This is a genomic window from Roseofilum sp., assembly GCF_982964205.1.
The window spans coordinates 1-23,248 of the sequence record NZ_CEZBFX010000076.1; the positions used below are offsets into that span (position 1 = coordinate 1).

At 45.1% G+C, this 23,248-nt stretch carries 24 protein-coding genes and 1 pseudogene; 15 read left to right on the top strand and 10 right to left on the bottom strand.

Annotation, left to right across the window (positions count from 1 at the left end; all coding sequences use genetic code 11):
• From AC3A14_RS16900 to AC3A14_RS16910, 3 genes are all read right to left on the bottom strand, one after another.
• Nucleotides 1-2,765, bottom strand: a 2,765-nt coding sequence (locus AC3A14_RS16900; protein WP_487779074.1) for a tetratricopeptide repeat protein, incomplete at its 3' end; no start/stop codon positions are given.
• 4 nt (nucleotides 2,766-2,769) lie between these two features.
• A complete protein-coding gene (locus tag AC3A14_RS16905; protein WP_318733365.1) occupies nucleotides 2,770-4,083 on the bottom strand; it encodes a P-loop NTPase fold protein in 1,314 nt (437 codons plus the stop codon).
• 106 nt (nucleotides 4,084-4,189) lie between these two features.
• A complete protein-coding gene (locus AC3A14_RS16910; RefSeq protein WP_318733366.1) occupies nucleotides 4,190-4,771 on the bottom strand; it encodes a Uma2 family endonuclease in 582 nt (193 codons plus the stop codon).
• Nucleotides 4,772-4,874: 103 nt separating this feature from the next.
• Here AC3A14_RS16910 and AC3A14_RS16915 point away from each other — a divergent pair, with 103 nt between their 5' ends.
• Entirely contained in the window at nucleotides 4,875-5,432 is a 558-nt protein-coding gene (locus AC3A14_RS16915) for a Uma2 family endonuclease (RefSeq protein WP_318699966.1), read from the top strand.
• 411 nt (nucleotides 5,433-5,843) lie between these two features.
• Here AC3A14_RS16915 and AC3A14_RS16920 read toward each other — a convergent pair whose 3' ends face one another.
• Nucleotides 5,844-6,461: a hypothetical protein gene (locus tag AC3A14_RS16920; protein WP_318699967.1), complete on the bottom strand. Its 618-nt coding sequence runs from the start codon at nucleotides 6,459-6,461 to the stop codon at nucleotides 5,844-5,846.
• A gap of 78 nt (nucleotides 6,462-6,539) precedes the next feature.
• On the opposite strand from AC3A14_RS16920, the pseudogene AC3A14_RS16925 reads away from it, so the two are divergent.
• A pseudogene (locus AC3A14_RS16925) lies at nucleotides 6,540-6,788 on the top strand (transposase); the annotation flags it as partial.
• Nucleotides 6,789-6,899: 111 nt separating this feature from the next.
• Here AC3A14_RS16925 and AC3A14_RS16930 read toward each other — a convergent pair.
• Complete coding sequence (locus AC3A14_RS16930; protein WP_318699968.1) at nucleotides 6,900-7,838, bottom strand: D-hexose-6-phosphate mutarotase; 939 nt, start codon at nucleotides 7,836-7,838, stop codon at nucleotides 6,900-6,902.
• 80 nt (nucleotides 7,839-7,918) lie between these two features.
• Here AC3A14_RS16930 and AC3A14_RS16935 point away from each other — a divergent pair, with 80 nt between their 5' ends.
• Together AC3A14_RS16935 and AC3A14_RS16940 are read left to right on the top strand one after the other, a co-directional pair.
• Entirely contained in the window at nucleotides 7,919-10,399 is a 2,481-nt protein-coding gene (locus AC3A14_RS16935) for an HAD-IC family P-type ATPase (protein ID WP_318733367.1), read from the top strand.
• 147 nt (nucleotides 10,400-10,546) lie between these two features.
• Nucleotides 10,547-11,275: a hypothetical protein gene (locus AC3A14_RS16940; RefSeq protein WP_318733368.1), complete on the top strand. Its 729-nt coding sequence runs from the start codon at nucleotides 10,547-10,549 to the stop codon at nucleotides 11,273-11,275.
• 213 nt (nucleotides 11,276-11,488) lie between these two features.
• On the opposite strand, the gene AC3A14_RS16945 is transcribed toward AC3A14_RS16940, so the two are convergent.
• From AC3A14_RS16945 to AC3A14_RS16960, 4 genes are read right to left on the bottom strand one after another with little or no spacing between them, the layout of a single operon-like run.
• The gene (locus tag AC3A14_RS16945; protein ID WP_318733369.1) at nucleotides 11,489-11,917 is read right to left on the bottom strand and encodes an HNH endonuclease; all 429 of its coding nucleotides are present in this window, start codon (nucleotides 11,915-11,917) and stop codon (nucleotides 11,489-11,491) included.
• Nucleotides 11,918-11,924: 7 nt separating this feature from the next.
• Nucleotides 11,925-12,128 carry a hypothetical protein gene (locus AC3A14_RS16950; RefSeq protein WP_318733370.1) on the bottom strand — a complete coding sequence of 68 codons (204 nt, stop codon included), beginning with the start codon at nucleotides 12,126-12,128 and terminating at the stop codon, nucleotides 11,925-11,927.
• Between the two features lie 58 nt (nucleotides 12,129-12,186).
• Nucleotides 12,187-12,720, bottom strand: coding sequence for an RpnC/YadD family protein (locus AC3A14_RS16955; protein WP_318733371.1), 534 nt, complete (start codon nucleotides 12,718-12,720; stop codon nucleotides 12,187-12,189).
• A 35-nt stretch (nucleotides 12,721-12,755) separates the two neighbouring features.
• Nucleotides 12,756-13,976: a caspase family protein gene (locus AC3A14_RS16960; RefSeq protein WP_318733372.1), complete on the bottom strand. Its 1,221-nt coding sequence runs from the start codon at nucleotides 13,974-13,976 to the stop codon at nucleotides 12,756-12,758.
• A 132-nt stretch (nucleotides 13,977-14,108) separates the two neighbouring features.
• Here AC3A14_RS16960 and AC3A14_RS16965 point away from each other — a divergent pair, with 132 nt between their 5' ends.
• From AC3A14_RS16965 to AC3A14_RS17015, 11 genes are all read left to right on the top strand, one after another.
• Nucleotides 14,109-14,477, top strand: a complete 369-nt coding sequence (locus AC3A14_RS16965) for a hypothetical protein (protein ID WP_318733373.1) — start codon at nucleotides 14,109-14,111, stop codon at nucleotides 14,475-14,477.
• Between the two features lie 143 nt (nucleotides 14,478-14,620).
• Nucleotides 14,621-16,072: an LCP family protein gene (locus AC3A14_RS16970; protein ID WP_318733374.1), complete on the top strand. Its 1,452-nt coding sequence runs from the start codon at nucleotides 14,621-14,623 to the stop codon at nucleotides 16,070-16,072.
• A gap of 147 nt (nucleotides 16,073-16,219) precedes the next feature.
• Complete coding sequence (locus AC3A14_RS16975) at nucleotides 16,220-17,809, top strand: glycoside hydrolase family 57 protein (RefSeq protein WP_318699976.1); 1,590 nt, start codon at nucleotides 16,220-16,222, stop codon at nucleotides 17,807-17,809.
• A gap of 123 nt (nucleotides 17,810-17,932) precedes the next feature.
• The gene (locus AC3A14_RS16980) at nucleotides 17,933-18,307 is read left to right on the top strand and encodes a nucleotidyltransferase family protein (protein ID WP_318733375.1); all 375 of its coding nucleotides are present in this window, start codon (nucleotides 17,933-17,935) and stop codon (nucleotides 18,305-18,307) included.
• A complete protein-coding gene (locus tag AC3A14_RS16985) occupies nucleotides 18,279-18,626 on the top strand; it encodes a HepT-like ribonuclease domain-containing protein (RefSeq protein ID WP_318733376.1) in 348 nt (115 codons plus the stop codon). The genes AC3A14_RS16980 and AC3A14_RS16985 overlap by 29 nt, the downstream gene beginning before the upstream one ends.
• A 94-nt stretch (nucleotides 18,627-18,720) precedes the next feature.
• The gene (locus tag AC3A14_RS16990; protein WP_318699979.1) at nucleotides 18,721-19,011 is read left to right on the top strand and encodes a ribbon-helix-helix domain-containing protein; all 291 of its coding nucleotides are present in this window, start codon (nucleotides 18,721-18,723) and stop codon (nucleotides 19,009-19,011) included.
• Nucleotides 19,008-19,301 carry a type II toxin-antitoxin system RelE/ParE family toxin gene (locus AC3A14_RS16995; protein ID WP_318699980.1) on the top strand — a complete coding sequence of 98 codons (294 nt, stop codon included), beginning with the start codon at nucleotides 19,008-19,010 and terminating at the stop codon, nucleotides 19,299-19,301. Before AC3A14_RS16990 ends, AC3A14_RS16995 begins: the two co-directional genes overlap by 4 nt.
• Before the next feature lie 261 nt (nucleotides 19,302-19,562).
• Nucleotides 19,563-19,940, top strand: coding sequence for a hypothetical protein (locus AC3A14_RS17000; protein WP_318720125.1), 378 nt, complete (start codon nucleotides 19,563-19,565; stop codon nucleotides 19,938-19,940).
• A 32-nt stretch (nucleotides 19,941-19,972) separates the two neighbouring features.
• Complete coding sequence (locus tag AC3A14_RS17005; protein WP_318699982.1) at nucleotides 19,973-20,239, top strand: hypothetical protein; 267 nt, start codon at nucleotides 19,973-19,975, stop codon at nucleotides 20,237-20,239.
• A gap of 4 nt (nucleotides 20,240-20,243) precedes the next feature.
• Nucleotides 20,244-20,684 (top strand): ATP-binding protein, encoded by a 441-nt coding sequence (locus AC3A14_RS17010; protein WP_318736754.1) that lies wholly within the window; start codon nucleotides 20,244-20,246, stop codon nucleotides 20,682-20,684.
• Nucleotides 20,681-22,612 (top strand): hypothetical protein, encoded by a 1,932-nt coding sequence (locus AC3A14_RS17015; RefSeq protein ID WP_487779075.1) that lies wholly within the window; start codon nucleotides 20,681-20,683, stop codon nucleotides 22,610-22,612. Before AC3A14_RS17010 ends, AC3A14_RS17015 begins: the two co-directional genes overlap by 4 nt.
• Before the next feature lie 31 nt (nucleotides 22,613-22,643).
• On the opposite strand, the gene AC3A14_RS17020 is transcribed toward AC3A14_RS17015, so the two are convergent.
• Nucleotides 22,644-23,248, bottom strand: a 605-nt coding sequence (locus AC3A14_RS17020) for a DUF4915 domain-containing protein (protein ID WP_487779076.1), incomplete at its 5' end; no start/stop codon positions are given.

Consider the following 23,248-nt stretch of genomic DNA (forward strand, 5'->3'; position numbering starts at 1 on the left):
TATAAGTTAATTCCGGCAACAGTGGCAATACTGGCGATTCCAGTAATGGCGAATAATAAGCCTGCTAATGTGGCGGTGGCTCGGCGTGCGGTGCGTAGATTTTTCTGAAGGGCTTGATTGAGTTTGGCTTCGGTTAAGCGTCGCTGTTCGCGCTCTTTTTCTAGTTCGGCGATGAGTTGTTGGGATTGTTTTTGCCGGATGAAGGGAACGAGATAATCATGGACGAGTTGATAGCGTTTATCGGGAAAACCGGGAACTTGAAAAACTAAACCCGATCGCACCAAAATACTGAGGATGGAATCCAATCGTTCGTCTGTTAACTCTACCTCATTCTTCAGTTCTACGCGAGTTTTCAATGGGCGAGTATTATTTTCATCCGTGAGCAGATAGAGGAGAATCTTGACTAGGTTGGTATTATTCGGACCGCAGTCTTGGACAATTTCATCGAGAAAGCGCTCGACTAAGGCTTCTTTCGAGCCATATTTATTAAACTGGGCTAAGGTAGTGATATTCTCCGTTTGTAGTTGCGCTCCCACAATTTGTAGCTCGATGGGACGCACTTCCCCTAAATCTCTCGCCAAGTCTGCGACTAAGGCATCCATTAGGTCGGCATCCAGATAAAATTGGGAATTGGTGGTTAAGGTTTCAATCACCGATCGCGCATCATTAGGTGCTAAATTACCCAAATAATAGAGAATATTTTTGTCTAAAATATTGTTATTGATAATACCCAGATCGACCAGTCGGTTGCATTCGAGCAAATAATGCAGATAATCCTCGCGCAAGGAAAGAATGACTTTCACATAGGGAATATTCAGGCACTCCCCTAGAAACTGGAAAAAGGGCTTTCTATCCTGGGGATCTTTGTGAGCAAAAAAGAACTCCTCAAACTGATCGAAAATTAACACCGTCAGCCAATCGCGATCGCTCCCTTGCCGCAGTTGGTCTACAATGGCTTCAGCATCCTCTAAAATCGGTAAACTTGTTTGTGGTAAATGCTCGCAACCCCTCGGAAACTCTGCGCCAATTGTTTTCTCCCACTTACCATAAGATTGTACGAGAACCGGCAACACATCACGGGCTTCAATCACCTTCTCTCGTAACGCTGGCACTAATCCGGCTTGGACTAAGGAGCTTTTGCCCACCCCAGATTGTCCGTGAATAATCGTCAGTTTACAATCCGTGCGACCCATGCGACGAATCAAGCGCTGAATATCTTGCAGTCGTCCGGAAGCGGCAATTTCTGCGGTGACATTTAACTGTCCCTCTCGATGGGGAAGCGCCAAATGAGCTACCTGTCGTCTCACCTGCAACCGTCCCGCTCCCACAAATGCTCGCAACCCATACTGTTGCTCAATGGACTGCTTTTCCTGTTTAATTTCAAAAGCTTCTAGATACTCGCCAGCGTCGAATTTTAGCGATCGCAAACTCTCCAAAATGCGAATATACAATGGCGGGTCATGTTCTGGTAAACTCTCTCTACGAGCAAGTTCCAGATTCTCGACTGCCTCTGGAATCTGACGCAAGTCTTGCTGCGATCGGGCTAAAAGCAAGCGATAATAATTGCGATGATAGGCTTGATGCCAGCTCCAATCTAAACCGGAATCTGGCGCTGCTTCATTCAATTGCAACGCCTCTTGTGCATACTTTTGAGCTTCTTCTGGTTGCCCTTGAGCTAGAGCAACTTCAGCCAAAAAACCATAGCTGTGAGCTAGGCGTACAGAATCCCCATAGGTTTGATGTAAAGGAACCGCTTTCCGAGCAACAGCATTGAGTTCCTGCCACGCTCCTAGGCGCGTTAACACCTCTCCCATGGCATTAATAAACTTTTGCTGCAAATCCGGATGTTCTGCCTGTTGAAGAGCCTCCAAACAATTCTGGTAATGGTCTTTCGCCTGCCGACAAGCCTCCGCATACTCGTGGCGATGGAGCGTTGCATACTGCCGCCACCATAATCCCAAATAAAACAACAAACAGCCATAGTGCGTCCAATGGGTGGGTGAGGGATTATTGTCGATGACTTCTTGCCAACGCTGGCGACTGAGTTCATAACACTGCTTGGCGTTTTCCTTCTCGCCCGATGCATCCGCTTCTCGCCCCATCAAAAAATGTAAATTGGCATCTAGAGAAGCTTCCTGGGGCTGTGAGTGCTGCTGTAACTCCCGAAATGCCATTTCTAGCTCCGCGAGCCGCAAACAGCCCGCAGGAAGAGGAATTCGCTCGCGTTCAATAAATTTTCCCGCGCCTACCTCCAAAAGTGTCGGTAACACTGCGTCCACCGTTTGCTGTAGCGCCTCTAATAAACCCTCTGTCCCCAGTTCAAATTTAATCGGAATGGCTGCCCAACTCTTAAAATCAGGGGCAAACCGAGTCAATTTCTGCAAAATCAGATCGTTCACCCACAGCACCAGGGGAAAGGTAAAATTTTGACGAAACTCTTCCCGCACCTGATTGGTAGGATTGAGGATTTTTTCCACCGCATCGATGGACTCTAAGCCAAATACCAGTAACCCTTGAGGCTGTTCCTGCTGCAAACGATCCTGAATGGCGGTATACAGGGTTTTCACCGAGGGCGGCAATTGAAATTCCTGCAACGGCACACAGCAGGAGTCTTGCAGACGTTCAACCATTTCTGCGGTCAAAACCTGATAGTTACTGCGGACTAAAATGAGGGAAAAATGACCTTGAGAATGGGCGATCGCCCGTGATAGTGTTTTTAAGGCGCGATCGTTAACAGAATTGGACTCAGTGCTAGTGGTCGTCATACCCTCATCTTGGCTGGAATTTCTTGGATTCGGCGATCGCGGGATTAATCCCAAACCAACGCCCCTCTTGATCTCGATACTCTAATAAAAACAAACTTCGCAACAAGATTTCATATTCCTCTTTTCCCTGCACAATATCGTGATGTTGGATTACATGATGCAGCAGTTCCCATTCGTCATCTTTAATGGCTGCCACCATATCATCCCGATATTCCCGAATCACTCGCTCTAAATTGTCTCGTTGAATTGGGGGGTCATCTTCTTGCAAGCAGCTATACAACAATACTAATAAATTTCTCACATGACCGCCACTAATTTGACACAGTCGGTCTAAGGTTTCGGACGTATCAAAAAGTTCTAGCACCAGAGGTTCTCGCTCTTGCAGAGGGAGATGGGGAAACCCTCGTGCCAGAACCATTTGTCGTAGCAATTTCATCCCTTCTAGACGAGGGCTTCCATCTCGATATGTCGCGGCAACCATTGGTAATACCAGGGGTTTCACACCAAAGCGATTGGTGAGAGAACTGAATTCATTAGAAAAAAGTAGCACTAAAGGCATGGTATATACCATATGGCAATTTAACTGTTTCAACTGTTCTCCGCGATCGATAAACAGGTATTCCGGTTGAGAGCGTCCCGAACTTTTCGGAGAAATATCCACCCGGTCTAAATTATCAACAATGACCACTAATCCTTTTTTACCTTTCTTTTTCAATGCTTCCGTGGCTTGCCCCATAATTTCTTGATTAATGGCATCGAGAATACTTGCTGTTCGCGGTTCTAAATATTGTCGTAACTGACTCCGCAGTCGTGGACTTGCCTTCGCTTTTGCCGTAATTCTACCAATCCCTAATCGCAGAGAAATGCCGGCTTCAGGCAAAAATTCAATTGGAGCCTTTAAAAAGTCTTCAATCTCATGAAATAATTTGATAAAGTAATTGGGCTGAAGATAAATATTAGCGGTTTCCAAACTACTGGTGATTTGCTGCGTGATCGCCAGTAAAATATCGCTAATGTCCACATCTGCCATATCCAGATCGGCGCTGGACTCAAAGTAAACCACATGGAAACCCTTCTCTTCTAATTGGGTTTTGAGCCGAAATAATTCTGTCGATTTTCCACAGCCAATATGTCCCGTAAACAATTGGCAGGTTGCCTGTTCTGCTTGGTGGGTAATAGTTCGTTGCAAACGACGAATCACATTGCCGCCGCGAACCGGTGAAAAATCAATATAATATCGACGGTCTTCCGGTTGACCGATTTTCAATGTCTTGCTAGGATTACATGCATTAAAGAATTGAATCAGATCTAAATTCATAGGAATTTATCGCAATTTGCTCTACAATTCGTTACGTCAATAGCGGTTTTTGAAGATAGCCAAAATAGCTCAAAGCTATTGTTAACTTTGCCATTCCTTCACTACATTATTCAATCCACAAAAACTGTACACCTAATTCAAATCCCACTAACACATCCTCTCCGGAAAGAATTTGGGGTTGATGGAGAATTTGCACCGGTTGATTAGGACGATAGATTCCCACTCGCTTGCCTTTGGGGTCTAATAACCAGCCTAAACGACAACCATTGGCTTGATATTCTTCCATTTTTCGCACTCCTGCTGTCCAAGAGTCGGAAGGGGACAGTAGCTCGATGACAAAATCGGGACATAGGGGCAAAAAGCCTTTGCGCTCTTGGGGAGTGAGAGCATTCCATTTTTCTAAGGGTATCCAGGAAACATCCGGAGAGCGATCGCCCCCTGATGGCAGTTCAAACCCAGTCGAGGAGTCACAAATCACACCAGCTTTTTGCTGACGGTTCCAAAGACCTACTTCTATAATTAGTTCAGAATTCCAAGAGCCAGTTTCTCCACCCGTTGGGGACATGATAATGAGTTCTCCTTGAGGACTTCGTTCTAATTTGCGATCGCGGTTAGCAGCGCAGAGCTTGCGGAACTCACTGCGGGTTAAAGTGGCGATCGGGCTGAGGTCGAGGGTTAGAGCAGCCATAGTTCACGAACCAGAGTAAAAAGTAGTACTGAGTTCAGGATAGCAGCGATCGCCGGAAAACGTTATAGTTAAATCAACTTCAGTAAGATAGCCCCTCACCCCTATGACGAACGTTCAAATTCCCTGGACATCAGCCGATTTAGAACTGTTGCCCGATAACAATAACCGGTATGAAATTATCAATGGAGAATTGTATATGACCCACGCCCCCCATTGGAAACATCAAAAGACCATTGGCAAAATTTGCACAGCCCTAGAAAACTGGTCAAGCGAAGCGGGATTGGGTGAAGTAATCTTCAATCCAGGGCTGATCTTTACTGACACCGATAATGTTATCCCCGATCTGGTTTGGATGACGAATGAGAGGTTAAACAACTGTGTGGATGAATCGGGTCATTTTATCGCGGCTCCAGAGTTAGTGGTTGAAGTGTTATCAGAAAGTAAAGCTGATGTTCGTCGGGATAAAGAAAGCAAGTTAAAATTATATTCTAATCAAGGTGTTCGGGAATATTGGATTGTAGACTGGCGATTAAAGACAGTAGAAGTTTATCAACGGGAACAAGCAAAGTTGGGATTAGTGATGACCTTATTAGAGGAAGATGAGATAACATCTCCTTTGCTTCCTGATTTTTCTTGCAAAGTCAATAACTTTTTTACATAAGCGATCGCACAAAACTCAGTCATAAATGTTCAACTAGAAGAATTGCACCAAAAAATTGGTAGTGCAATACAACAAATCCGAGAAGGTAAGGTCAGAGATGGCGAACTTGTGTTCGAGTAATTACAAGCGAGATTGCGAGATGAATATGGGTTAACGTAATGGGAAGTTATCAATTTTCAGAAGAAGCGATCGCCTGTAGGGGCGGGTTCGCCAACGATTTACAATACCAACCCATAACCTCTGTAAACCCGCCCTAACTCCACCCAACAGCCAGCAATCGGGCGGGTTTACAACATTGATTTTTAAGTGGCGTAAATAGGAACTAAAATATTGTATAGCATTTCTCAAATAAATGAGGTACAATAAAAAGTGTGCTTTCATTTACCAGTTTTTTACTCCTCTCTTCTATGGTTAGGGTAAAAACATCAGTTCGCTGCGGAGAATTTGTTCTGCTTCGGCGATCGTGCTAACTCCCCGTTCAGTTAATAATTTATTCAGCTCAGGATCGGTGCTAAAACGACTGCCTTGATTAAAGTAGACCGTAGTTACTGGAAAAGGCTCAGATCCCCTGGGTCCAGCACCAATGATATACTCAGCAACGACGATAATATCTGGTTCTGAACCATCAAAGTCAATTTCCTGGAAAGATACAGCTTCTAAACTCCACAAAATCCAAGATTCTGCATGGGAGTTTTGCGGTAAAGTGTGAATAACTTCACCATTAGGCTGCATAACATGAAATTCCAAGCTATTATTAAACTCCGTGGAGACAAAAGCAACATCGCCTAACCCTCGAAAACCGAGCCAAAAACTTTGGTCAATAATAATTTCGCGATCGGGTAATGAATCGTGCAATAACAAATTGCGCTCCACCCAACCCAGTTCCGCAGGATTAAGCAGTCTAGGTCGAGTAAGATTCTTGGAGATTTGGGCAATTTCTGGCAAGGGTTCTGTCCTGCTATCAGCGGCAAAGCCCACACCTACAAGCACCATAAATAAGATCAACTGAAACAGTTTTAATCGGTTCATTATTATCTCCCTTTCTACTCTTCTATTTTAGACTGATGCCAAAAATAGACTACATTGTTTACCAATATCCCCTGGCATGGTACGCAAATAAATGAGGGCCGTCTGCAAGTAATGAACAAGTGTTCTCCAATGAGAATCAAGTCAGGATTTGCCCTGATTGTCGATGATACTGGGCATCGTAAAAGCGGCCACTTTACCAGTGGAGTCGGACGGCAATATCTGGGAGAAATTGGAAAAACAGACAATCGAATAGTGGCTGTAACTACCCATTTGTACAATGGGCGAAAAAGCGCACCCTTAGATGTAGAATTATGTCAACATGGAAGTTGATTTTTGCGTCAATTATCTGTAGCAACCCTCTCAGGATATAAGGTGGGCAGGGCTAAAGTTGTCGAAAGTGACTCAATAGCTCATCCTCCTGTCCACCCTACGATGATTTCAATTCCTAATTTTCGACTCTAATCGATATTCATGTCCGGGGAACACTTCAATTTGGTCTTGCCCTGCATTAGTGGTTTCCACACAGACAAACCGAAGATAGCCATCATCGCTTAAATCGGCAAATTTAGCAGCTTTCTCAGACCAAGGATTCCAGACGACAGCGCTGCTACTCCCTTTAGAAAGGATCTGAATCTGGCGTTTCCAGGTGGAATCATCAATCGCTAACTTAGGCGGAACGTTCATGTAAATGCGATCGACTTCTGAGTCAATTTCTACCACTCCAGCTTGAGATTTTTGCGCTCCACCATCGACTTTATCAATATATTCTGTTCTATCTAAGCCCAAAATCCTGACTCCATCAATATTGCCGACCTGGAAATAGGTATGTAAGGCTTGGGTAATTGTAAAGGGTTCATTCCCTCGGTTGCGAGTAATTAAACCCACGGTTAAGGTATCACCGACGACAATATCAACGATCAATTCCCAAGCATGGGGCCAAAGTTTACGAGTTTCTGGGGTATCGGTTAATCCTAACTGGATTTGGGTTTCTCCTTCTGGAGTGGTTGCGGTGGACAAAACTGACCAAAACCGATTGCGTACAAACCCGTGACTGGGAAGTTTTGAATCTTCTGGATGGGGACCAAACCATGGCCAGCAAACGGGAATTCCACCGCGCAGTCCTTTTCCCGCTTGGATGCGTGCGGTTTCGCTCAGAAACAGGAGATCCTCCGCTTCAGTCATGGGTTGAAAGGAGAGGACATGACCTCCATAAAGGGCAATGGTAGCTTTGGCGAAGTTATTCTCAATTTGGATAATGGGAAAGCCTTCTACTTCTTCAGGAACCGATATAATGCGATCGGGTGGGAACTCGGTTGTGCCATCAATAAATTTGAGTTGGCCGTCAATTGCATAGCGATCGTTGAGTTGATTAATCATAAAATAAACCTGATAATTGAGTCTCAAATGTACCTAGCCGCTTGGCTTTTTATTCCCTCATTATCCATCAATCATGCTTCATGGTAAATGCTAATTCTATACCGACCGGATTAACGGACGATCGCGTGGAAAGTCTCTATCGGTCAGGCTTGCATAATAATGTTAGTTTACCCAATAGTCGCTCCTATCAAGATATTTTACGCGAAACCGTGTTTACCTTCATTAATGGGGTATTCTTTTCGATTTTTATGCTGCTAATTTCCCTGGGACGCTACAGCGATGGAGCGATTGTGATTGCGGTGTTGTTTAGTGCAGTGATGGTGAGTGTCTGTCAGGAAATTTGGGCGAAACGCAAGTTAGATCGGGTAGCGTTGTTAACTCGTCCGCGATCGCGGGTGATGCGCAATGGTGAAGAATGCACCCTCGATCCTCGTGAACTGGTTCAGGGAGATGTATTGCATCTGGTTCCTGGAGAGCAAATCATCCTTGATGGGGAGGTGTTGCAGGGACAAATTGAGGTGGATGAGTCTCTGTTAACGGGGGAAAGTGATGCCATTGTCAAAAAACCGGGCGATCGCCTGCTCTCTGGCACGTTTTGCATTAGCGGCAATGGGTATTATGAAGCACAACAGGTGGGGAAGGAAACCCTCGCTTATCGTCTGGCTTCGGGGGCTAGGGCGGTGCGACAGGTGTATACTCCTTTACAGGATCGGATTAATCTGGTGATTCGCATCTTTATCTTGGTGGCTGGATTTCTGTGGATTTTAGTGGCGATCGCCGTTCTCAGCCGTACCTTATCGGTGAGCGATGGGGTGCAAAAAGCGGCGGTAATCTCTAGTTTAGTGCCTGCGGGCCTCTATTTATCGATTACTTTAGCCTATGCTCTGGGAGCGGTGCGGATGCTAGATCGAGATATTCTGATTCAACAGGCGAATTCTGTGGAATCCCTGAGCCATGTGGAAATTCTCTGTTTGGATAAGACGGGAACGCTAACCGCGAATCAAATTGAAGTGCATCAGTTAGAGGCAATTGATGGCGAAACAGAGCGTCTAGAGCAGGTTTTAGGCGTTTATGCCGCGAGTTCGACGACTCAAAACGCTACGAGTGAGGCGATCGCTCATTATTCTCCCCATTCCCCACAACCCGTTAAGGAGGAAGTTCCCTTTACTTCTGCACGCAAGTGGAGCGGGTGTGTTTTTGCTCCTGGGGCGGTACAAGGAACCTATGTGTTAGGCGCTCCGGATATCCTAGCGCGTTCGATTCCCCTTTCCGAGAATATCGGGGAAACGATTCACCAGTGGACGGAACAAGGCTATCGCGTCTTGCTGTTTGCAGGTTCTCCAGAGATTATCAACCTTTACGATACTCCTTTGGAGTCGCTTCGCGAACGCGACAATACGCCCACGATTCCCCCTACCCTCGCCCCTTTGGGATTGGTCATTTTAGGAGATAAATTGCGTCCGGGAGTGTTAGAAACGCTGCAAGGATTTCAACAAGCGGGGGTGCAACTGAAGATTATTTCGGGAGATTATCCGCAGACGGTACAGGCGATCGCCCGTCAGGTTGGATTAGAGGGCAACTTGGCAATGATTTCGGGAGCGGAGTTAGCCCAAATTGAGCCGCAAAAATGGCCGCAAGTCGTTCAAGACTATACCATTTTTGGGCGCATTACTCCCGATCAAAAAGCGCAATTGGTGAAAGAATTGCGGCAAAAAGGAATTTATGTAGCCATGATTGGGGATGGAGTGAATGATGTTTTATCCCTGAAACAAGCGAATTTGGGGATAGCCATGGAAAGTGGCAGTAAAGCAACCAAAGCAGTGGCAGATTTGGTGTTATTAAAAGATTCCTTTGTATCTCTCCCCTTTGCACTGTTGGAAGGGCAACGAATTCAAAACGGAATTCAGGATGTATTGAAGTTATTTATTATCCGTATTTTTTCCTTTACGTTACTCATTTTAGCCACAGGTCAAGTGATTGGCACATTTCCCTTATTGAATAAACATAGCGCTTTGGTGACTGCGCTTTCTGTCGGCTTTCCAACCATGAGTTTGCCCATTTATGCCAAACCAGGAGGGGAACAGGGTAGAAATCCGATCCGTTCTTTATTCCGGTTTATTTTACCTGCCACATTATCAGTAACCTTAGCTGGATTAATCGTTTATTTAGGTTATTTAGTTACCAGTGTTTGGCGAGCCGTGAGTCAGGGTGGAATGGTGATTGTCGATAATGAATTATTAGCTATTCCGCGCAGCGCGTTAGTCACCCTCTTAATCTTCTGCGGCTTAACGTTAATGCTATTTCTCAAACCCCCAACGCGGTTTTGGGTAGCGGTGGAACCCCTGAGCGGAGATTGGCGATATACGAGGGTAGCAGTGAGTTTGTTGGGGTTATATGCGGTTATTTTGGCGATCGCCCCCGTGAGAAGATTCTTTGACTTGACGCTATTATCAGCATCAGATTACGCCTTTATTCTGGCGATCGTTTTGCTGTGGATGTATCTCCTGCGCCTCACCTGGCGACGGCAATGGTTAGAGCGTTTTTTGGGGAAATTCCATTAATCGAATGATAATAAAAGCGAGTGCTAAACCGTTTTAGTTGTGCTAGAATCCCTGCAAGCATAAAACGGATTGGTAAACTACCGGCTTACACTCAGGGCGCATTCTACTCTTCAAAAAATTGATAATTACTATTCTGAGGAATCTATTATGAACAGTTTCTGCAAAGTTGCAACGGGTTCTATCATCTCTGGATTGATTCTTTCTGGACTTACTTTGGCATCAAATTCAGCTAGTGCATTTACACTCTATGATGCAACTGCTGATTTTTCAGCAGACAGCAACCAAGATGTAAACGGGGTATGGAGCTACCGACGAGGTTTAAATTCCTCAGTCCTGTTAAATAGCGTTCAAACAGATAACAACCGCATTAGATGGCAAGGAAACTATTCTTCTCAGTATGGAAATTTTCCGTACATTATTAAGAATACGTCTGGGGGAAATTTACCTTATAATTGGACACCAGATCTGTTAAACATGCACCCATCTATTAACGGTACTAAGTCTGTTCTTCGTTGGACAGCTCCAACTACAGGAGAGTGGCAAGTGTTCGGACACTTTCGGAAAATCACAAACGCTACTTCTGACGTAAGTATCTGGCATGGATTGGACAATATATTCAGTGGTTATGTAAACGGCAGACAAAACTCCAACCCCATATCCTTCGATATCAATGTTTTTGCAGAAGCTGGTGACATCATTGAGTTTGCTGTCGGTCATGGCGGAAACGGATGGGCAGCAGATTCAGTTGGTTTATCTGCTAAGATTAAGTCCGTTCAAGCAGAGTCAGTACCAGAACCCGGACTAGGAGTATTATCTATCTTAGGAGTAGTTACAACAATTGGATTGGGAAGGGCACGTAAACGGATAAAAGCTTAAATCCCTTTATCCTACTTCTTGGCGATCGCCGATGGGGAGGCGATCGCTTCTTCCCTAGCTACCCCCTATGACTTTCCATATAACTGCGCAAAAGTGAGTTGAGGTATTGCGCAAGTCTTTTCCGTTCATACTGCATTAAAGTGTGGAGATCGCGAACTCACGTCATCTGTATTTTCCATTCTAGGCGATCGCCCTAGGGATGCCCAGCTATTTCTATGATGTCATGTCTGTCGGAGGAGGATGTCGCCCCAATAACTCCTCTTCTACTCGAATTGCCAACATAGTCGGTCGATTCAAATGCAGAGCGTTTACTGTTGCTCGACCTGTTGGGGTTAACCCAATCACCTCCACACCGTTCCAGGCAAAGTGATCGTGCCATCTCTGTTGACGAGGATTAAAAATATTTACAACTTCCCCTGTTTCTGAATCCTTAATTTGTTGCCTTGCGCCTTTCCGAAGCGAACATGAAACACAAGCAAGTGCTAAATTATCTGATGTAGTTTCACCTCCTGCAACCACAGGAATAATATGGTCAATGTGAAAGGTTGCCACTTGACCGACCTGAGAAATACCACAATACTCACATCGATTTTGGGCCCGTTGAATAACCAATTGACGAAGGCTAGTAGGAATTTTAGTCATTCGATGATTACCGACTCACCCGTGTTGACCGTAACTGGAGTAAGGATAAAAACTCTACCAGTTCAACCAGTCCCTCCGCTTCCTGTCGTTCCTCTGAAGACAGAAGATAACCCTCATCCTGACAATCTAAGAGGAATTGCAAGCGATTGTGAACTGCTACTGGCAGTTGAAACTGAGTTAATTCTAGAGGAATTTCAACAATTTCAGGCATAGATTTGATCGGTCTCAATTGGTTTTAGCCGTGATACGATATCAGATCATCCCCATCCCTATTCTGCGTCCTTTCTAAATCGCTCTAATAGCTCTTCGCGAGACAATTGTAGCAACAGGGGCGTAAACTCATCTGATGGCAGGGTGGCAATTTCCTCCACAATAGTCAGCAGTTCCTCCTCCACTTCTCCAAAACGGACTCGTAGAAGATTAGTAACGAAACGGAGTTTTTCCTGTTGTCGTGTTTCTTCTTGCAGTTGAGCGATCGCCTCTTCGTACAGTTGAGCTAGAGTCACGATTAGCACCTCCTCATCTGGATCGGCTTCTGGGTTTTGCCGTAGAGCTAAAACCGCTAAAAAATGGCATACCAATTCTATCACATTCCCTCGCCAGCGATGGGTTTGCGGCAGGCTTTCCAATTCTTGAATGGCTTGTTGTTGAACTGTTCCTCTTCCCAGAAGTCTCAACCATAGAGTTTCTGGAGTTCTCGGCAATTGATGGATAACGATGATAGCACTTTTATACAGATCCCTTAAATAGTAGATTCCTGGCGGGCTATTTTCTGCCTCCTTTGCACGAGCATTATCTAGCAAATTTTTGGATATGGACAGAATTATATTATACTTACTTACCGCCACGATCCTTGCTCGCACTCTAACAAGCGATTTAAGATCGCTAAATCTTCTTCGCGATCGCTCTGACGGACTTTATCTTCCATCCCCACATTCACCAGCTCTAGCATTAATCGCACTGCCAAGGCTTCTTGCACTTCATCTTCTAGGGTTTCTGGATTAATATCTTCTAAGTTTTCCAGATAAGACTTGAGATGATTCCATTCAAATGTCTCCATCAGTTGATTAATCACATAAACTTGCTCAGGACGAGCGGTTTTCATCACCGTAGCGATCGGTTCTTTTAAAATGGCTTGAATCTCTGCTTCTGATGCCTTTTGCCGTAGCCAATTTTCCGAAGTAGATAGGGGCAAATCGATCGATTTATTGTCTACTTTCGCGAAGGCATGGGCTTCCCTATAGGAAATACGACCATCCTGGTTATAATCCGCAGAAGGGGCATTTTCTCCCGTGCGCTTCTGACCACTTAAACCGGCAAAAAAGCTAGAGCTATAGTCCACATAATCTGCTTCATTCACTTCTGGGGTGCAACCGACCGAAGGTAAAGTTTCTACGGTGGCAAAAAAACCGCATCGAGTCTGCGGGGCAACTGGATTCTCTGAATTTCCCCCTTCATAAATCATATTGGCAAAGGAGCCAGAATAGCATTGAGCCATCATCATAACTACAGGCTTTTCGGCGGGCATGAGGTCTAACAATTGGGTAAACTCTTGCACGCTGACTTGTTGACGATCCCACAATAAAAGCGTATTATTCTCAGTGTTTTCTTGATTTTGTAAGCCGTGGCCAGTAAAATAGAGAAACAAGCCTCGATCGAGAGATTGGGCGAGGGGCGCTTGAAACCAATTGGTCAAGTTTTTTAAGGTGGAAGAACCGTTTAAGAAGGGGATTTGAGGAACTTTGAATTTTTCTTCCTGATTCTCATCTAAATAACGTACAGTAAGCTGTCCATTATTTCCATTGGCAAAGAAAAAATCAGCATCCTGTTCTGGGTTGTAGCCCAAATATTTCAGCACTCGTTGAAAATAAAGGACGTTTTTTTCTAGGGCAATTTCGTTAGTGGCAGGATTTGCACCACCCGCAACCACCAGAAAATTGGGGGGCTGACTCAGAGATTGGCAAGTTGATGAAGTAGAAACAGGTGCAGAATAGGGGGGAAAAACGGCCAGTGCCGATAAACTGGTTAGGGTAGCAGACAATAGATGAAACCAAAACATAACCGGAAACTCTGAGCAAACGATGAATAAGTTCCATTGTGCCCAAAATTGTCCAGACGAGGGAACCCGATCGCCGGAAGGAATGAGCCAAAGCCTGTAGGATAGTAAAGGACTTGCTGATGGAACTCGATAATGACCGATCGCCGATCGCCCGAAAATAAGGAAAATCCCTATTTCAAGCGCCTACAGCTCTATGTGTACCTCACCCCCGTCGTCGGATTTGTCCCCGCTCTATGGACGCTCTACCAGAAAAAAGGCGATCGCCAAATCCAACTCACCTGCCGTTTAGCCGTTGTTCTTGCCCTCAGTTGGGCGATCGCCATTAGTCTACTCAACACCAGCGCCAACGCTTCCGAATCCCTGCATCTTCCCCTGCTAATCACCAGCAGTACCATCACCTCCGGCTACTTTTTCCTTAATATTTGGTTAATGGTTCGCCTGTGGAGACACCAAAACATTTGCATTCCAGGCATTTCTGAACTCGGCGATCGCTTACCCTAACCGGAACAAAAACCTACTCTAACATTCACCAGGTATCAACCAGTGGTGAGAAAGGCAATAATATGTAACAATTGCCGCTGAATCCCAAATCAGAAGAGTCCCAACCTCTTCTCATTATTTCTAATTAAAGTGTGAGGAAACCTGTGTCCATTCATCAAAGCTCCGATCGCAAGACCCCCTTCAAATCCTACCCCCAACCCGTCCCCAGACCCCTTGGGAGTGGTTTGCGATGGCTCTCCATTGGACTAGGACTAACGGGTATTGCCCTATTATCAGCCACGGCTGGGGCCCTGTTAGCCGTCTCTTTAATTAGCACCCCCCTAATGCAAAGCAGACTCACTCCAGAAGAAGCTGCCGTTTTTGGTCAAGGGGAAAAAATCTCTTCCGGTAACAACCTCCAACTCCCCGAACTCACCCGCCCCGTCAACATTATGATTCTAGGGGTAAAAGTCCTCACCTCCGATGTAGACACCCCTCCCGAAGAAATCGCCGATTTAGGATACCACGCCCTCGTCAACTCCTTTGAAGGTCTCAGCGATACCATGCTCATGCTGCGGTTTGAGCCAACCACAAATAAAGTCACCCTCCTTTCCATTCCTCGTGACACCCGCACCTGGGTCGAAGGCCATGGTCTAGTCAAAATCAACGCAGCCAACTACCATGGTGGCCCAGCCCTCACTGCCAGTTCCATCAGCGAACTACTCGGAGGCGTAGGAATTGACCGCTATGTTCGCATCAACGTCCAAGGTATTGAAAAACTGATTGATGCTTTGGGTGGAGTCACGGTTCATGTGCCCAAGGACATGAAATACCAAGATGATAGCCAACATCTCTACATCAATCTCAAAGCTGGAACTCAACACCTAAACGGTGCTCAAGCTCTACAATTTTTGCGCTACCGCTACGATAATTTAGGCGATATTGGGCGCATTCAACGGCAACAGATGTTCTTACGAGCAATGACGGAACAAACCCTCAGTCCAGCCACCCTGAGCAGATTACCCAAAATTTTATCGGTTATTCGCTCCCATATTGACACCAACTTAAGCGTAGAAGAATTATTAGCCCTAGCCAACTTTGCTGGGCAAACCGATCGCTCTAAAATGCAGATGTTACTCTTACCCGGGCGATTTAGCGAACTAGAAGAATTTGATGCCAGTTATTGGGTTCCGAATTACGGTAGTATTGACTCGCTCATGGCCGAGCATTTTGATTTTGGCTATGAAGCCTATGACGACTATACCGATTATGAGATCGATCCGACCCAATTGGCGATCGCCATTCAAGACACCACCGGCCAACTCGAATCCGTCGATCAACTCTTCATTTGGTTAGAAGCCCAAGGCTACTATAACCTCTATTCTACTAATTCCTGGAGCGATCCCCTCACTACCACCCGCATTATTGCCCAAGACGGCAATATCGAAAGCGCCAGAGCCATTCGTAACGTCCTCGGGTTTGGAGAAGTCCGTGTTGAAAGCACCGGTAGTTTACAATCCGATGTCACCATTCAACTCGGCCAAGACTGGTTAACGCAAATGGCAACAGAATCAAGGATCGACTCTACCCCCTATTCTGAATGGCAATCCTATTAGAGGAGATAGAGGGACGCAGTGAAATTGAAAATTCTCTATTGCCTATTGCCTAGCTAATTACCCATTAACCATGACCCACTACTGCTGTATTGTAATAAAGAGGTGAAAAACGCCCACCCATCTGATCAAACTCCTACGGAACTCTCTATGGCTATTGGATATCTTGCCTTTGTTCTTCATGCCCACCTTCCCTTTGTCCGTCATCCAGAAAGTAACTATGTCTTAGAGGAAGAATGGCTCTACGAGGCAATTACAGAAACCTATATTCCCTTAATTCATATTTTTGAAGGACTCAAACGGGATGGGGTAGACTTCAAACTAACCATGAGCTTGACTCCTCCACTTGTCTCCATGCTCATGGACCCCCTCCTACAAAAACGCTATGACCACCATTTAGCCCAACTCCAAGAATTAATTGAAAAAGAAATCGATCGCTACAAATATCACGGTCACCTCAAATATTTAGCAGAATTTTATGCCCAAGAATTTGCCAATACTCGCGCCACTTGGGAGAGATATCAAGGCAACTTAATTACCGCCTTTAAGCAATTTCAGGATAGTAATAATCTCGACATTATCACCTGTGGTGCAACCCATGGTTACTTCCCCTTAATGAGAAGGCGGCCAGAAACCGTTTGGGCACAAATTAAAGTCGCTTGCGATCATTATCAAGATATCTTTGGTCAGCTTCCTAGGGGAATTTGGTTACCCGAATGTGCCTATTATGAAGGTGTAGAAGAACTGCTAGCCGATGCTGGACTGCGCTATTTTCTCATTGATGGTCATGGGATTATGTATGCTCGTCCCCGTCCTCGATTTGGAACCTATGCCCCCATTTTCACCGAGACTGGAGTAGCCGCTTTTGGCCGCGATCATGAATCCTCTCAACAAGTGTGGTCCTCTCAAGTGGGTTATCCAGGAGCGCCAGAATATCGAGAATTTTATAAAGACTTGGGATGGGAAGCAGAATATGAATATATTAAACCTTACATTTTACCCAATGGACAACGGAAAAATATTGGTATTAAATATCATAAAATTAGTGGTCGAGGCTTAGGATTATCAGAAAAAGAACTCTACGATCCCTATTGGGCAAAAGAAAAAACGGCTGAACATGCCGGAAACTTCATGTTTAATCGGGAATATCAAGTGCAACATCTGCACCGCATTATGCAACGTCCGCCGATTATTTTATCGCCCTACGACGCGGAATTATTTGGCCATTGGTGGTATGAAGGACCTTGGTTTTTAGATTATCTGTATCGCAAAACTTGGTTCGATCAAAGCACCTATGCGATGACCCATTTATCGGATTATTTAAATGACTATCCTACCCAACAAGTGTGCCGTCCTGCCCAGTCAAGTTGGGGTTATAAAGGATTTCATGAATATTGGTTGAATGAAACCAATAGTTGGATTTATCCCCACTTACATAAGGCAGCCGATCGCATGGTAGAGTTAAGCATACGTGAAGGAGGCGATCGCCTCGAAGAACGAGCCATTAACCAATGTGCCAGGGAACTCCTGTTAGCCCAATCTTCAGACTGGGCGTTCATTATGCGTAGCGGAACCATGGTTCCCTATGCCAACCGGCGCACCAAATCCCATTTGATGCGCTTTAATAAAATCTATGACGATGTGATAGCTGGAACGATTGATAGTGGTTGGCTAGAAAAGGTCGAGCATATGGATAATATCTTCCCCAACATTGACTATCGGGTATATCGTCCGCTCTAGGGTAACGCGTCAAAAAGTGCAATATAGGGCAAACTTAACCCTCTTCTGTTGATTAAAGAAGTTTTAGACGAAGGTTTAATTGAGGAAGTGTGAAACGCACCATTGGCAACCGATACAACGATCATGGCTATGACCTTAGTAGATGTCCTTCTTGAAGATGGACTTTATAACCGTTTAGATATTACTCCGGAACAACTGGCTGATTTTTGCCAGCGCTGGAGTATTGTGGAATTGGCTTTGTTTGGTTCAATTCTGCGAGAGGATTTTAACGAGGGGAGTGATATCGATTTTTTAGTGGTTTTTGACCATCGCCGCAGAGCGCAGATGAGTTTAATCGATTTGGTGACGATAGAATATGAGCTTGAAGATTGGCTGGGGCGTAAGGTGGATCTGATTGAGAAATGCTCGGTTATCGAGAGCCATAATTGGATTCGTCGCCAGAATATTTTAAGTACAGCACGGATTATCTATGAGTCGGGACGAATCCTATTTGCTTGATATCGCGAAATTCTGTCGGACTATTCTCCGATTAACTGAGAATATGACTCAAGCTGATTTTGAGGGTGACGAAAGAACTCAACTTGCAGTTTTGTATGAAATTACGATTATTGGTGAAGTAGTCAAACGTCTTTCTTCAGAGTTTTGCGATCGCCATTCGGCGGTAGAGTGGAGACAAATTGCTGGGATGCGCGATCGCCTAATTCACGACTATGATGAGGTGAAGCTTGATTTAGTGTGGCAAGTGGTTCAAACGAATATTCCTGAATTATTAGAGTACATTATTCCACTCTTACCAGAGCGATCGCCTGGAGGTTAATTTACCATGCAATCTGGCGATCGCTCCAGGGTGTTTTGCATAGGGTAACGTTATGATACAAGGAATACTCTAAATTGCGATCGCTACCATTCTTATGGCTGTTACTTTAAGTGCAGAACAAACCCAACTTTTAACGTCATTAGTGCAACAAGGTCGATATCCTTCATTGCAAGATGCTTTAGATACAGCCCTAATGCTTCTGGTTGATGAAACCGAACTCGAAGAACCAGAAGACAATCCACAATACTTACAATGGCTGGAGCAAACCCGACACAAAGTTGAGGAAGGGTTAGCGCAATTGGAACGGGGGGAAGTATTGGATGGAGAGACCGTTATTGCTCAACTGCGGCAAAAAGTGTTGTCAGCTAGAGAACAACAGCAATGAGTCGTCTCAGAATTGCGGCTAGGGCAAGTCGGGATTTAGAAGAAATTTCTAACTATTTTTTAGCCAAAAGTGTTGAGGCAGGAGACCGCTTCGTTGAGGGGTTTCATCGCAAATGTCAACAATTGGTGGATTTTCCTTATTCAGGACGTTCTTATGCTCGTATGAAATCTGGATTACGGGGGACTCCGTTGATGGGATATATCATCTTCTATCGAGTGATGGAGGATAGTATTGAAATCGTGCGGGTGATTAGTGGTTATCGTAACCTGTCGGATAGTTTGGAGGAGTAAAAATCGTGCTGCCAGAAGAGGAGTCTAAGCCGGAAGTAGAGGAACCTGAGTTCGGGATAAGGGGAGATGTCTAATGATGATTGGTTGGGCTTGAGTGCGAGATCTCTTTGAGGGACTAGTCCCCCAAACCCCTCCCCATTGTTCATTGTTTTACCATGCAATCTGGCGATCGCTCCACAACTGGAATGGAGGTCTGGCAAGTGTTGTTTCGTCCATTTAATTTCGGTTAAACTTTAGACTAACAATCTAGCAATATAGAGAATGACTTGTATGAGCAATGAAGCCTCTCAAAATGCCCCAACTAATATCGAAGTGCAGATGAACTTTAGCAGTTCTGTGAATAGCGCAGTAGGGAAAGCGGAGACGGTGAATGTTAATCCGAAGCAGAGTCTGGCGGATTCGGCGGCTGAAATTCAGCAGTTACTGCAATTGCTCAATCGCTCCTACCCGGAGAACTTGCCTGCGGATACTCAGGCAGAGATTGAGGTTGCGGTGAACGGGATAGAGAAAAATCCGGCGCTCAAGGAACGAGTAATGGCAGCGTTGAAGGCTGGAGGAGTCGAGGCGCTGAAGGAACTGACGGATAATGCTTATGTGAATATTTTGGTGGCAGCTTATGAAGGGTTCCAGAATCCGTAATGCCCTTTTTAGAAAAGCATGAGGTTAGACCGATGACAGTTGAATCATTTCGCTACGGTAAGGAAGAATTTGCGCGACGGGGGAATGAGATTTATCAATCTCAGGTGCGTCCTGAAGTTGAGGAAGGGAATTATGGCAAGATTGTGGCGATCGATCTGGAGACTGGAGCGTTTGAACTAGCAGATGATACGATGACGGCTTCGGATCGATTAATGGAACGATACCCGGATGCACAGATCTGGTGCGTTCGCATTGGATACAGGGGCGTTCACCACTTTGGAGTCACTCACCTACTTTAAGAGATTGCTGAGGACTGGAGGTCAACGGGTTATGCCGGAAGAGGAGTCTAAGCCAGAAATACAGATGAATTTCGAGGGGCCAGTGGGGACGGCCATTGGTAAGATTGTCCATCAACCCCCAAAACCCCTACCGGTAGGCATCCCCCAGAATCTGCCACGGACAGATGCTAAGGAGTTTGTGGGACGGGATGAAGTGATGGAGCGGTTACACGAGCAGCTCCAGAGAACGGAGCGGGTGGCGATTACTTCGGTGACGGGAATGGGGGGAATTGGCAAGACGGAGTTGGCATTACAGTATGCTCGTCGGTTTCTGGAAAAGGCTTATCCGGGGGGAGCGTGCTGGTTGGAGGGGCGCGGTGTGGATGTGGCGGTGCAGTTTTTGAGTTTTGCCAAGTCGCGGCTGGATTTGAATCCTTCGGAAGAGTTGAAGCGGTGCAGTTTTTGAGTTTTGCCAAGTCGCGGCTGGATTTGAATCCTTCGGAAGAGTGGAATTTGAAAGAGCGGGTAGATTACTGTTGGCAGCACTGGAAACCGGAGGGTAAGGTGCTGGTGGTGTTTGATGATGTGCAGGAGTACGAGACGATTGAAGGAGTGCTGCCGTCGGATGGGCGGTTTAAGGTGTTGGTGACCACTCGCAAGCAAAAGTGGGCATCGTTTCAACGCCTAGAGTTGCAGGTGTTGACAGCAGAGGCGGCATTGGAGTTGTTGGTGTCATTTGTGGGAGGGGAGCGGATAGAGCGGGAGTTGGAGACGGCGAAAGCTCTGTGTGCGGATGTGGGTTATTTACCCTTGGCGTTGGAGTTGGTGGGGCGGTATTTGGACAAGAAACGGGCTTTATCGTTGCTGAAGATGCGGGAGCGGTTGGGATTAGAGCATCGCTCTTTGCAGGATAGGTCGGCGGAGATGACGGCCAAGCAGGGGGTAGCTGCGGCGTTTGAGTTAAGTTGGCAGGAGTTGACAGAGGAAGAGAAAGAGTTGGGACGGTTGCTGAGTTTGTTTGCTCCAGCACCGATAACTTGGTCATGGGTGGAAACGATTCATTCGGAGGTAGATGAGGAAGATTTAGAGGACTGGCAAGAAGGCTTGGTAGGATTAAGTTTATTGCAACGGGTGGAGGAAGGACGCTATCAACTACATCCACTAATTCGACAATTCTTTCAATTGAAATTTTTAGAATTAGATAAAACTAAATTGTTAGAGAATGTGGCATATGAATTTGCGAAAATTGTTAAAACAAATCCATTTTATGCATTTAATGTACTAAATAATTCTATGTCATATTGGAGTTTTGAAATATATAATTTTGAACCAGATGCAATGAGAATAGAAAACTTATTCCGAGTAGCGATGGAGAGTTGTTCTGTAGGAATAGGCTGTCTTAGCAAATTAGTGATGCGATTGAATGAAGATGGTAATTTACCTGGAATAGATGTTGAATTTTTTGATACAAAAATTGATGAAACCAACCTGAGAAAGTGTCTCATTACCTTCAATTTTGACAATCCAGATATTGTTGACCGTCTCGGTCTCTATTATCAACCACAAGTATCTTGGGTTTGGCAGAAAAATTTTCAAATCATTACTAAGAAACTCTCTACACTCGTAATTGAGAGACGTATCCCTGTTTCCGAAAGTTATCTTTCTTTCGAGGCAGCTTGGCATGGAGCCTTATATGTAACAGGAATACGTTCCCCCAATTTTCAACCGATTCGGATAGATGAGATTGAATCTAGGTTAGATAAACTAGAAATTTCTAAAGCTTCAAAAATGATTCAATTTTGCATTAGTCAATTAGAAGATCAATTAAACAAAAGTCGTTCACAAGATGAAACTTATTTAACTCTTCCATCCACATTCAGATCTTTCTGTGAAACTGATATAGTCTCTCCTGAGATGGTGCTTGAATATGTGGAAGATGTTTATCAAAAAGCAATTGATAGCTATCAACAGTTGCTTGATACTTGGTTCAGTTATCTTGTAGCAGAGTTACAACTTGCATCAATCCTACCTGCTAAAATCGTAGGTGTGGTTACACCCCCTAAACATAAGCGAGGCTCAGTTAGTATTAGTTGGTGTTGGGTTTCCTTGCCTAAAGGTTCTAAAAATAGTGTAGATTTTGAATTGGGCGACCAAAGGTTATTAAGGGAAGATTACCGCTTGCCTCATTTGTCTAAGAAGATAGTGCAAGATCGCTTACATTTACGAGATTGCAGTGAGCCAATTCATCCTTATATTCATATGAGAGAAGATTCTTTAGGATGGTATCCAGTAACTAAGATGGTTTATCGGTGGTTGTGGCACGATTTAGAAAGAATTGGCTGGGTTACAGGTGACTTCAAAGATTATTTCTCTTGGAAATCAAGAGTGATGTAATATGAGTTTTGGATAAGCTGAAACCCTTATGCTATCCTTGGCTGTAATTTGCCACTTCTGCTAACGCTTCGTCGGGCAAAACATAGGAAGTGGCCAATAATTCCTCATTAAAATCGATAATTTCCGGAAAACGGATTCCTGGAAGCACGCGAACGGCAAAAATTTCCTGTACGGCATCCTCGAACCTTAAAAAAGCAAGGGTTTCTCCTGTTTGAATATTAACCACCCAAACGCCACAAATGCGATCGCCTTTTGCCTCAGTAATGGGAATGCCACTAAAAACACCCGTTTCCCGTACTTGGGAAAGACCGATAAACGCCAAAGAACCGTAGAAATCCAACCCCCGCGTGAAACCGGGAAGTTGGGCGACGGTTTGCCTTTGACCGGACAAAGGCTCAATTGTTACCAAGCTGCTCTGACCCGACTCTAGCAACCACAGGCGATTCCCATACCAGCGCGGTGAATGGGGTATCGATAAACCCTGCTGCACAATTTCATCGCTTGCCACATCGATTAAAATACCGCCCTTGGCCTTATTTTCCCGCCAGCCTTCACGGCAATCGCTTAACCAAAACTGGCATTTACAGCGCTTTGCGCTGTAACGGAGTACAGTATCATTGAGATAAGTCATTGCGA

Coding starts and splice junctions, on each gene's coding strand:
- AC3A14_RS16905 (WP_318733365.1), bottom strand. CDS start 4,083: ATGAATTTAGATCTGATTCAATTCTTTAATGCATGTAATCCTAGCAAG.
- AC3A14_RS16910 (WP_318733366.1), bottom strand. CDS start 4,771: ATGGCTGCTCTAACCCTCGACCTCAGCCCGATCGCCACTTTAACCCGC.
- AC3A14_RS16915 (WP_318699966.1), top strand. CDS start 4,875: ATGACGAACGTTCAAATTCCCTGGACATCAGCCGATTTAGAACTGTTG.
- AC3A14_RS16920 (WP_318699967.1), bottom strand. CDS start 6,461: ATGAACCGATTAAAACTGTTTCAGTTGATCTTATTTATGGTGCTTGTA.
- AC3A14_RS16930 (WP_318699968.1), bottom strand. CDS start 7,838: ATGATTAATCAACTCAACGATCGCTATGCAATTGACGGCCAACTCAAA.
- AC3A14_RS16935 (WP_318733367.1), top strand. CDS start 7,919: ATGGTAAATGCTAATTCTATACCGACCGGATTAACGGACGATCGCGTG.
- AC3A14_RS16940 (WP_318733368.1), top strand. CDS start 10,547: ATGAACAGTTTCTGCAAAGTTGCAACGGGTTCTATCATCTCTGGATTG.
- AC3A14_RS16945 (WP_318733369.1), bottom strand. CDS start 11,917: ATGACTAAAATTCCTACTAGCCTTCGTCAATTGGTTATTCAACGGGCC.
- AC3A14_RS16950 (WP_318733370.1), bottom strand. CDS start 12,128: ATGCCTGAAATTGTTGAAATTCCTCTAGAATTAACTCAGTTTCAACTG.
- AC3A14_RS16960 (WP_318733372.1), bottom strand. CDS start 13,976: ATGTTTTGGTTTCATCTATTGTCTGCTACCCTAACCAGTTTATCGGCA.
- AC3A14_RS16965 (WP_318733373.1), top strand. CDS start 14,109: ATGACCGATCGCCGATCGCCCGAAAATAAGGAAAATCCCTATTTCAAG.
- AC3A14_RS16975 (WP_318699976.1), top strand. CDS start 16,220: ATGGCTATTGGATATCTTGCCTTTGTTCTTCATGCCCACCTTCCCTTT.
- AC3A14_RS16980 (WP_318733375.1), top strand. CDS start 17,933: ATGGCTATGACCTTAGTAGATGTCCTTCTTGAAGATGGACTTTATAAC.
- AC3A14_RS16985 (WP_318733376.1), top strand. CDS start 18,279: ATGAGTCGGGACGAATCCTATTTGCTTGATATCGCGAAATTCTGTCGG.
- AC3A14_RS16990 (WP_318699979.1), top strand. CDS start 18,721: ATGGCTGTTACTTTAAGTGCAGAACAAACCCAACTTTTAACGTCATTA.
- AC3A14_RS16995 (WP_318699980.1), top strand. CDS start 19,008: ATGAGTCGTCTCAGAATTGCGGCTAGGGCAAGTCGGGATTTAGAAGAA.
- AC3A14_RS17000 (WP_318720125.1), top strand. CDS start 19,563: ATGACTTGTATGAGCAATGAAGCCTCTCAAAATGCCCCAACTAATATC.
- AC3A14_RS17005 (WP_318699982.1), top strand. CDS start 19,973: ATGACAGTTGAATCATTTCGCTACGGTAAGGAAGAATTTGCGCGACGG.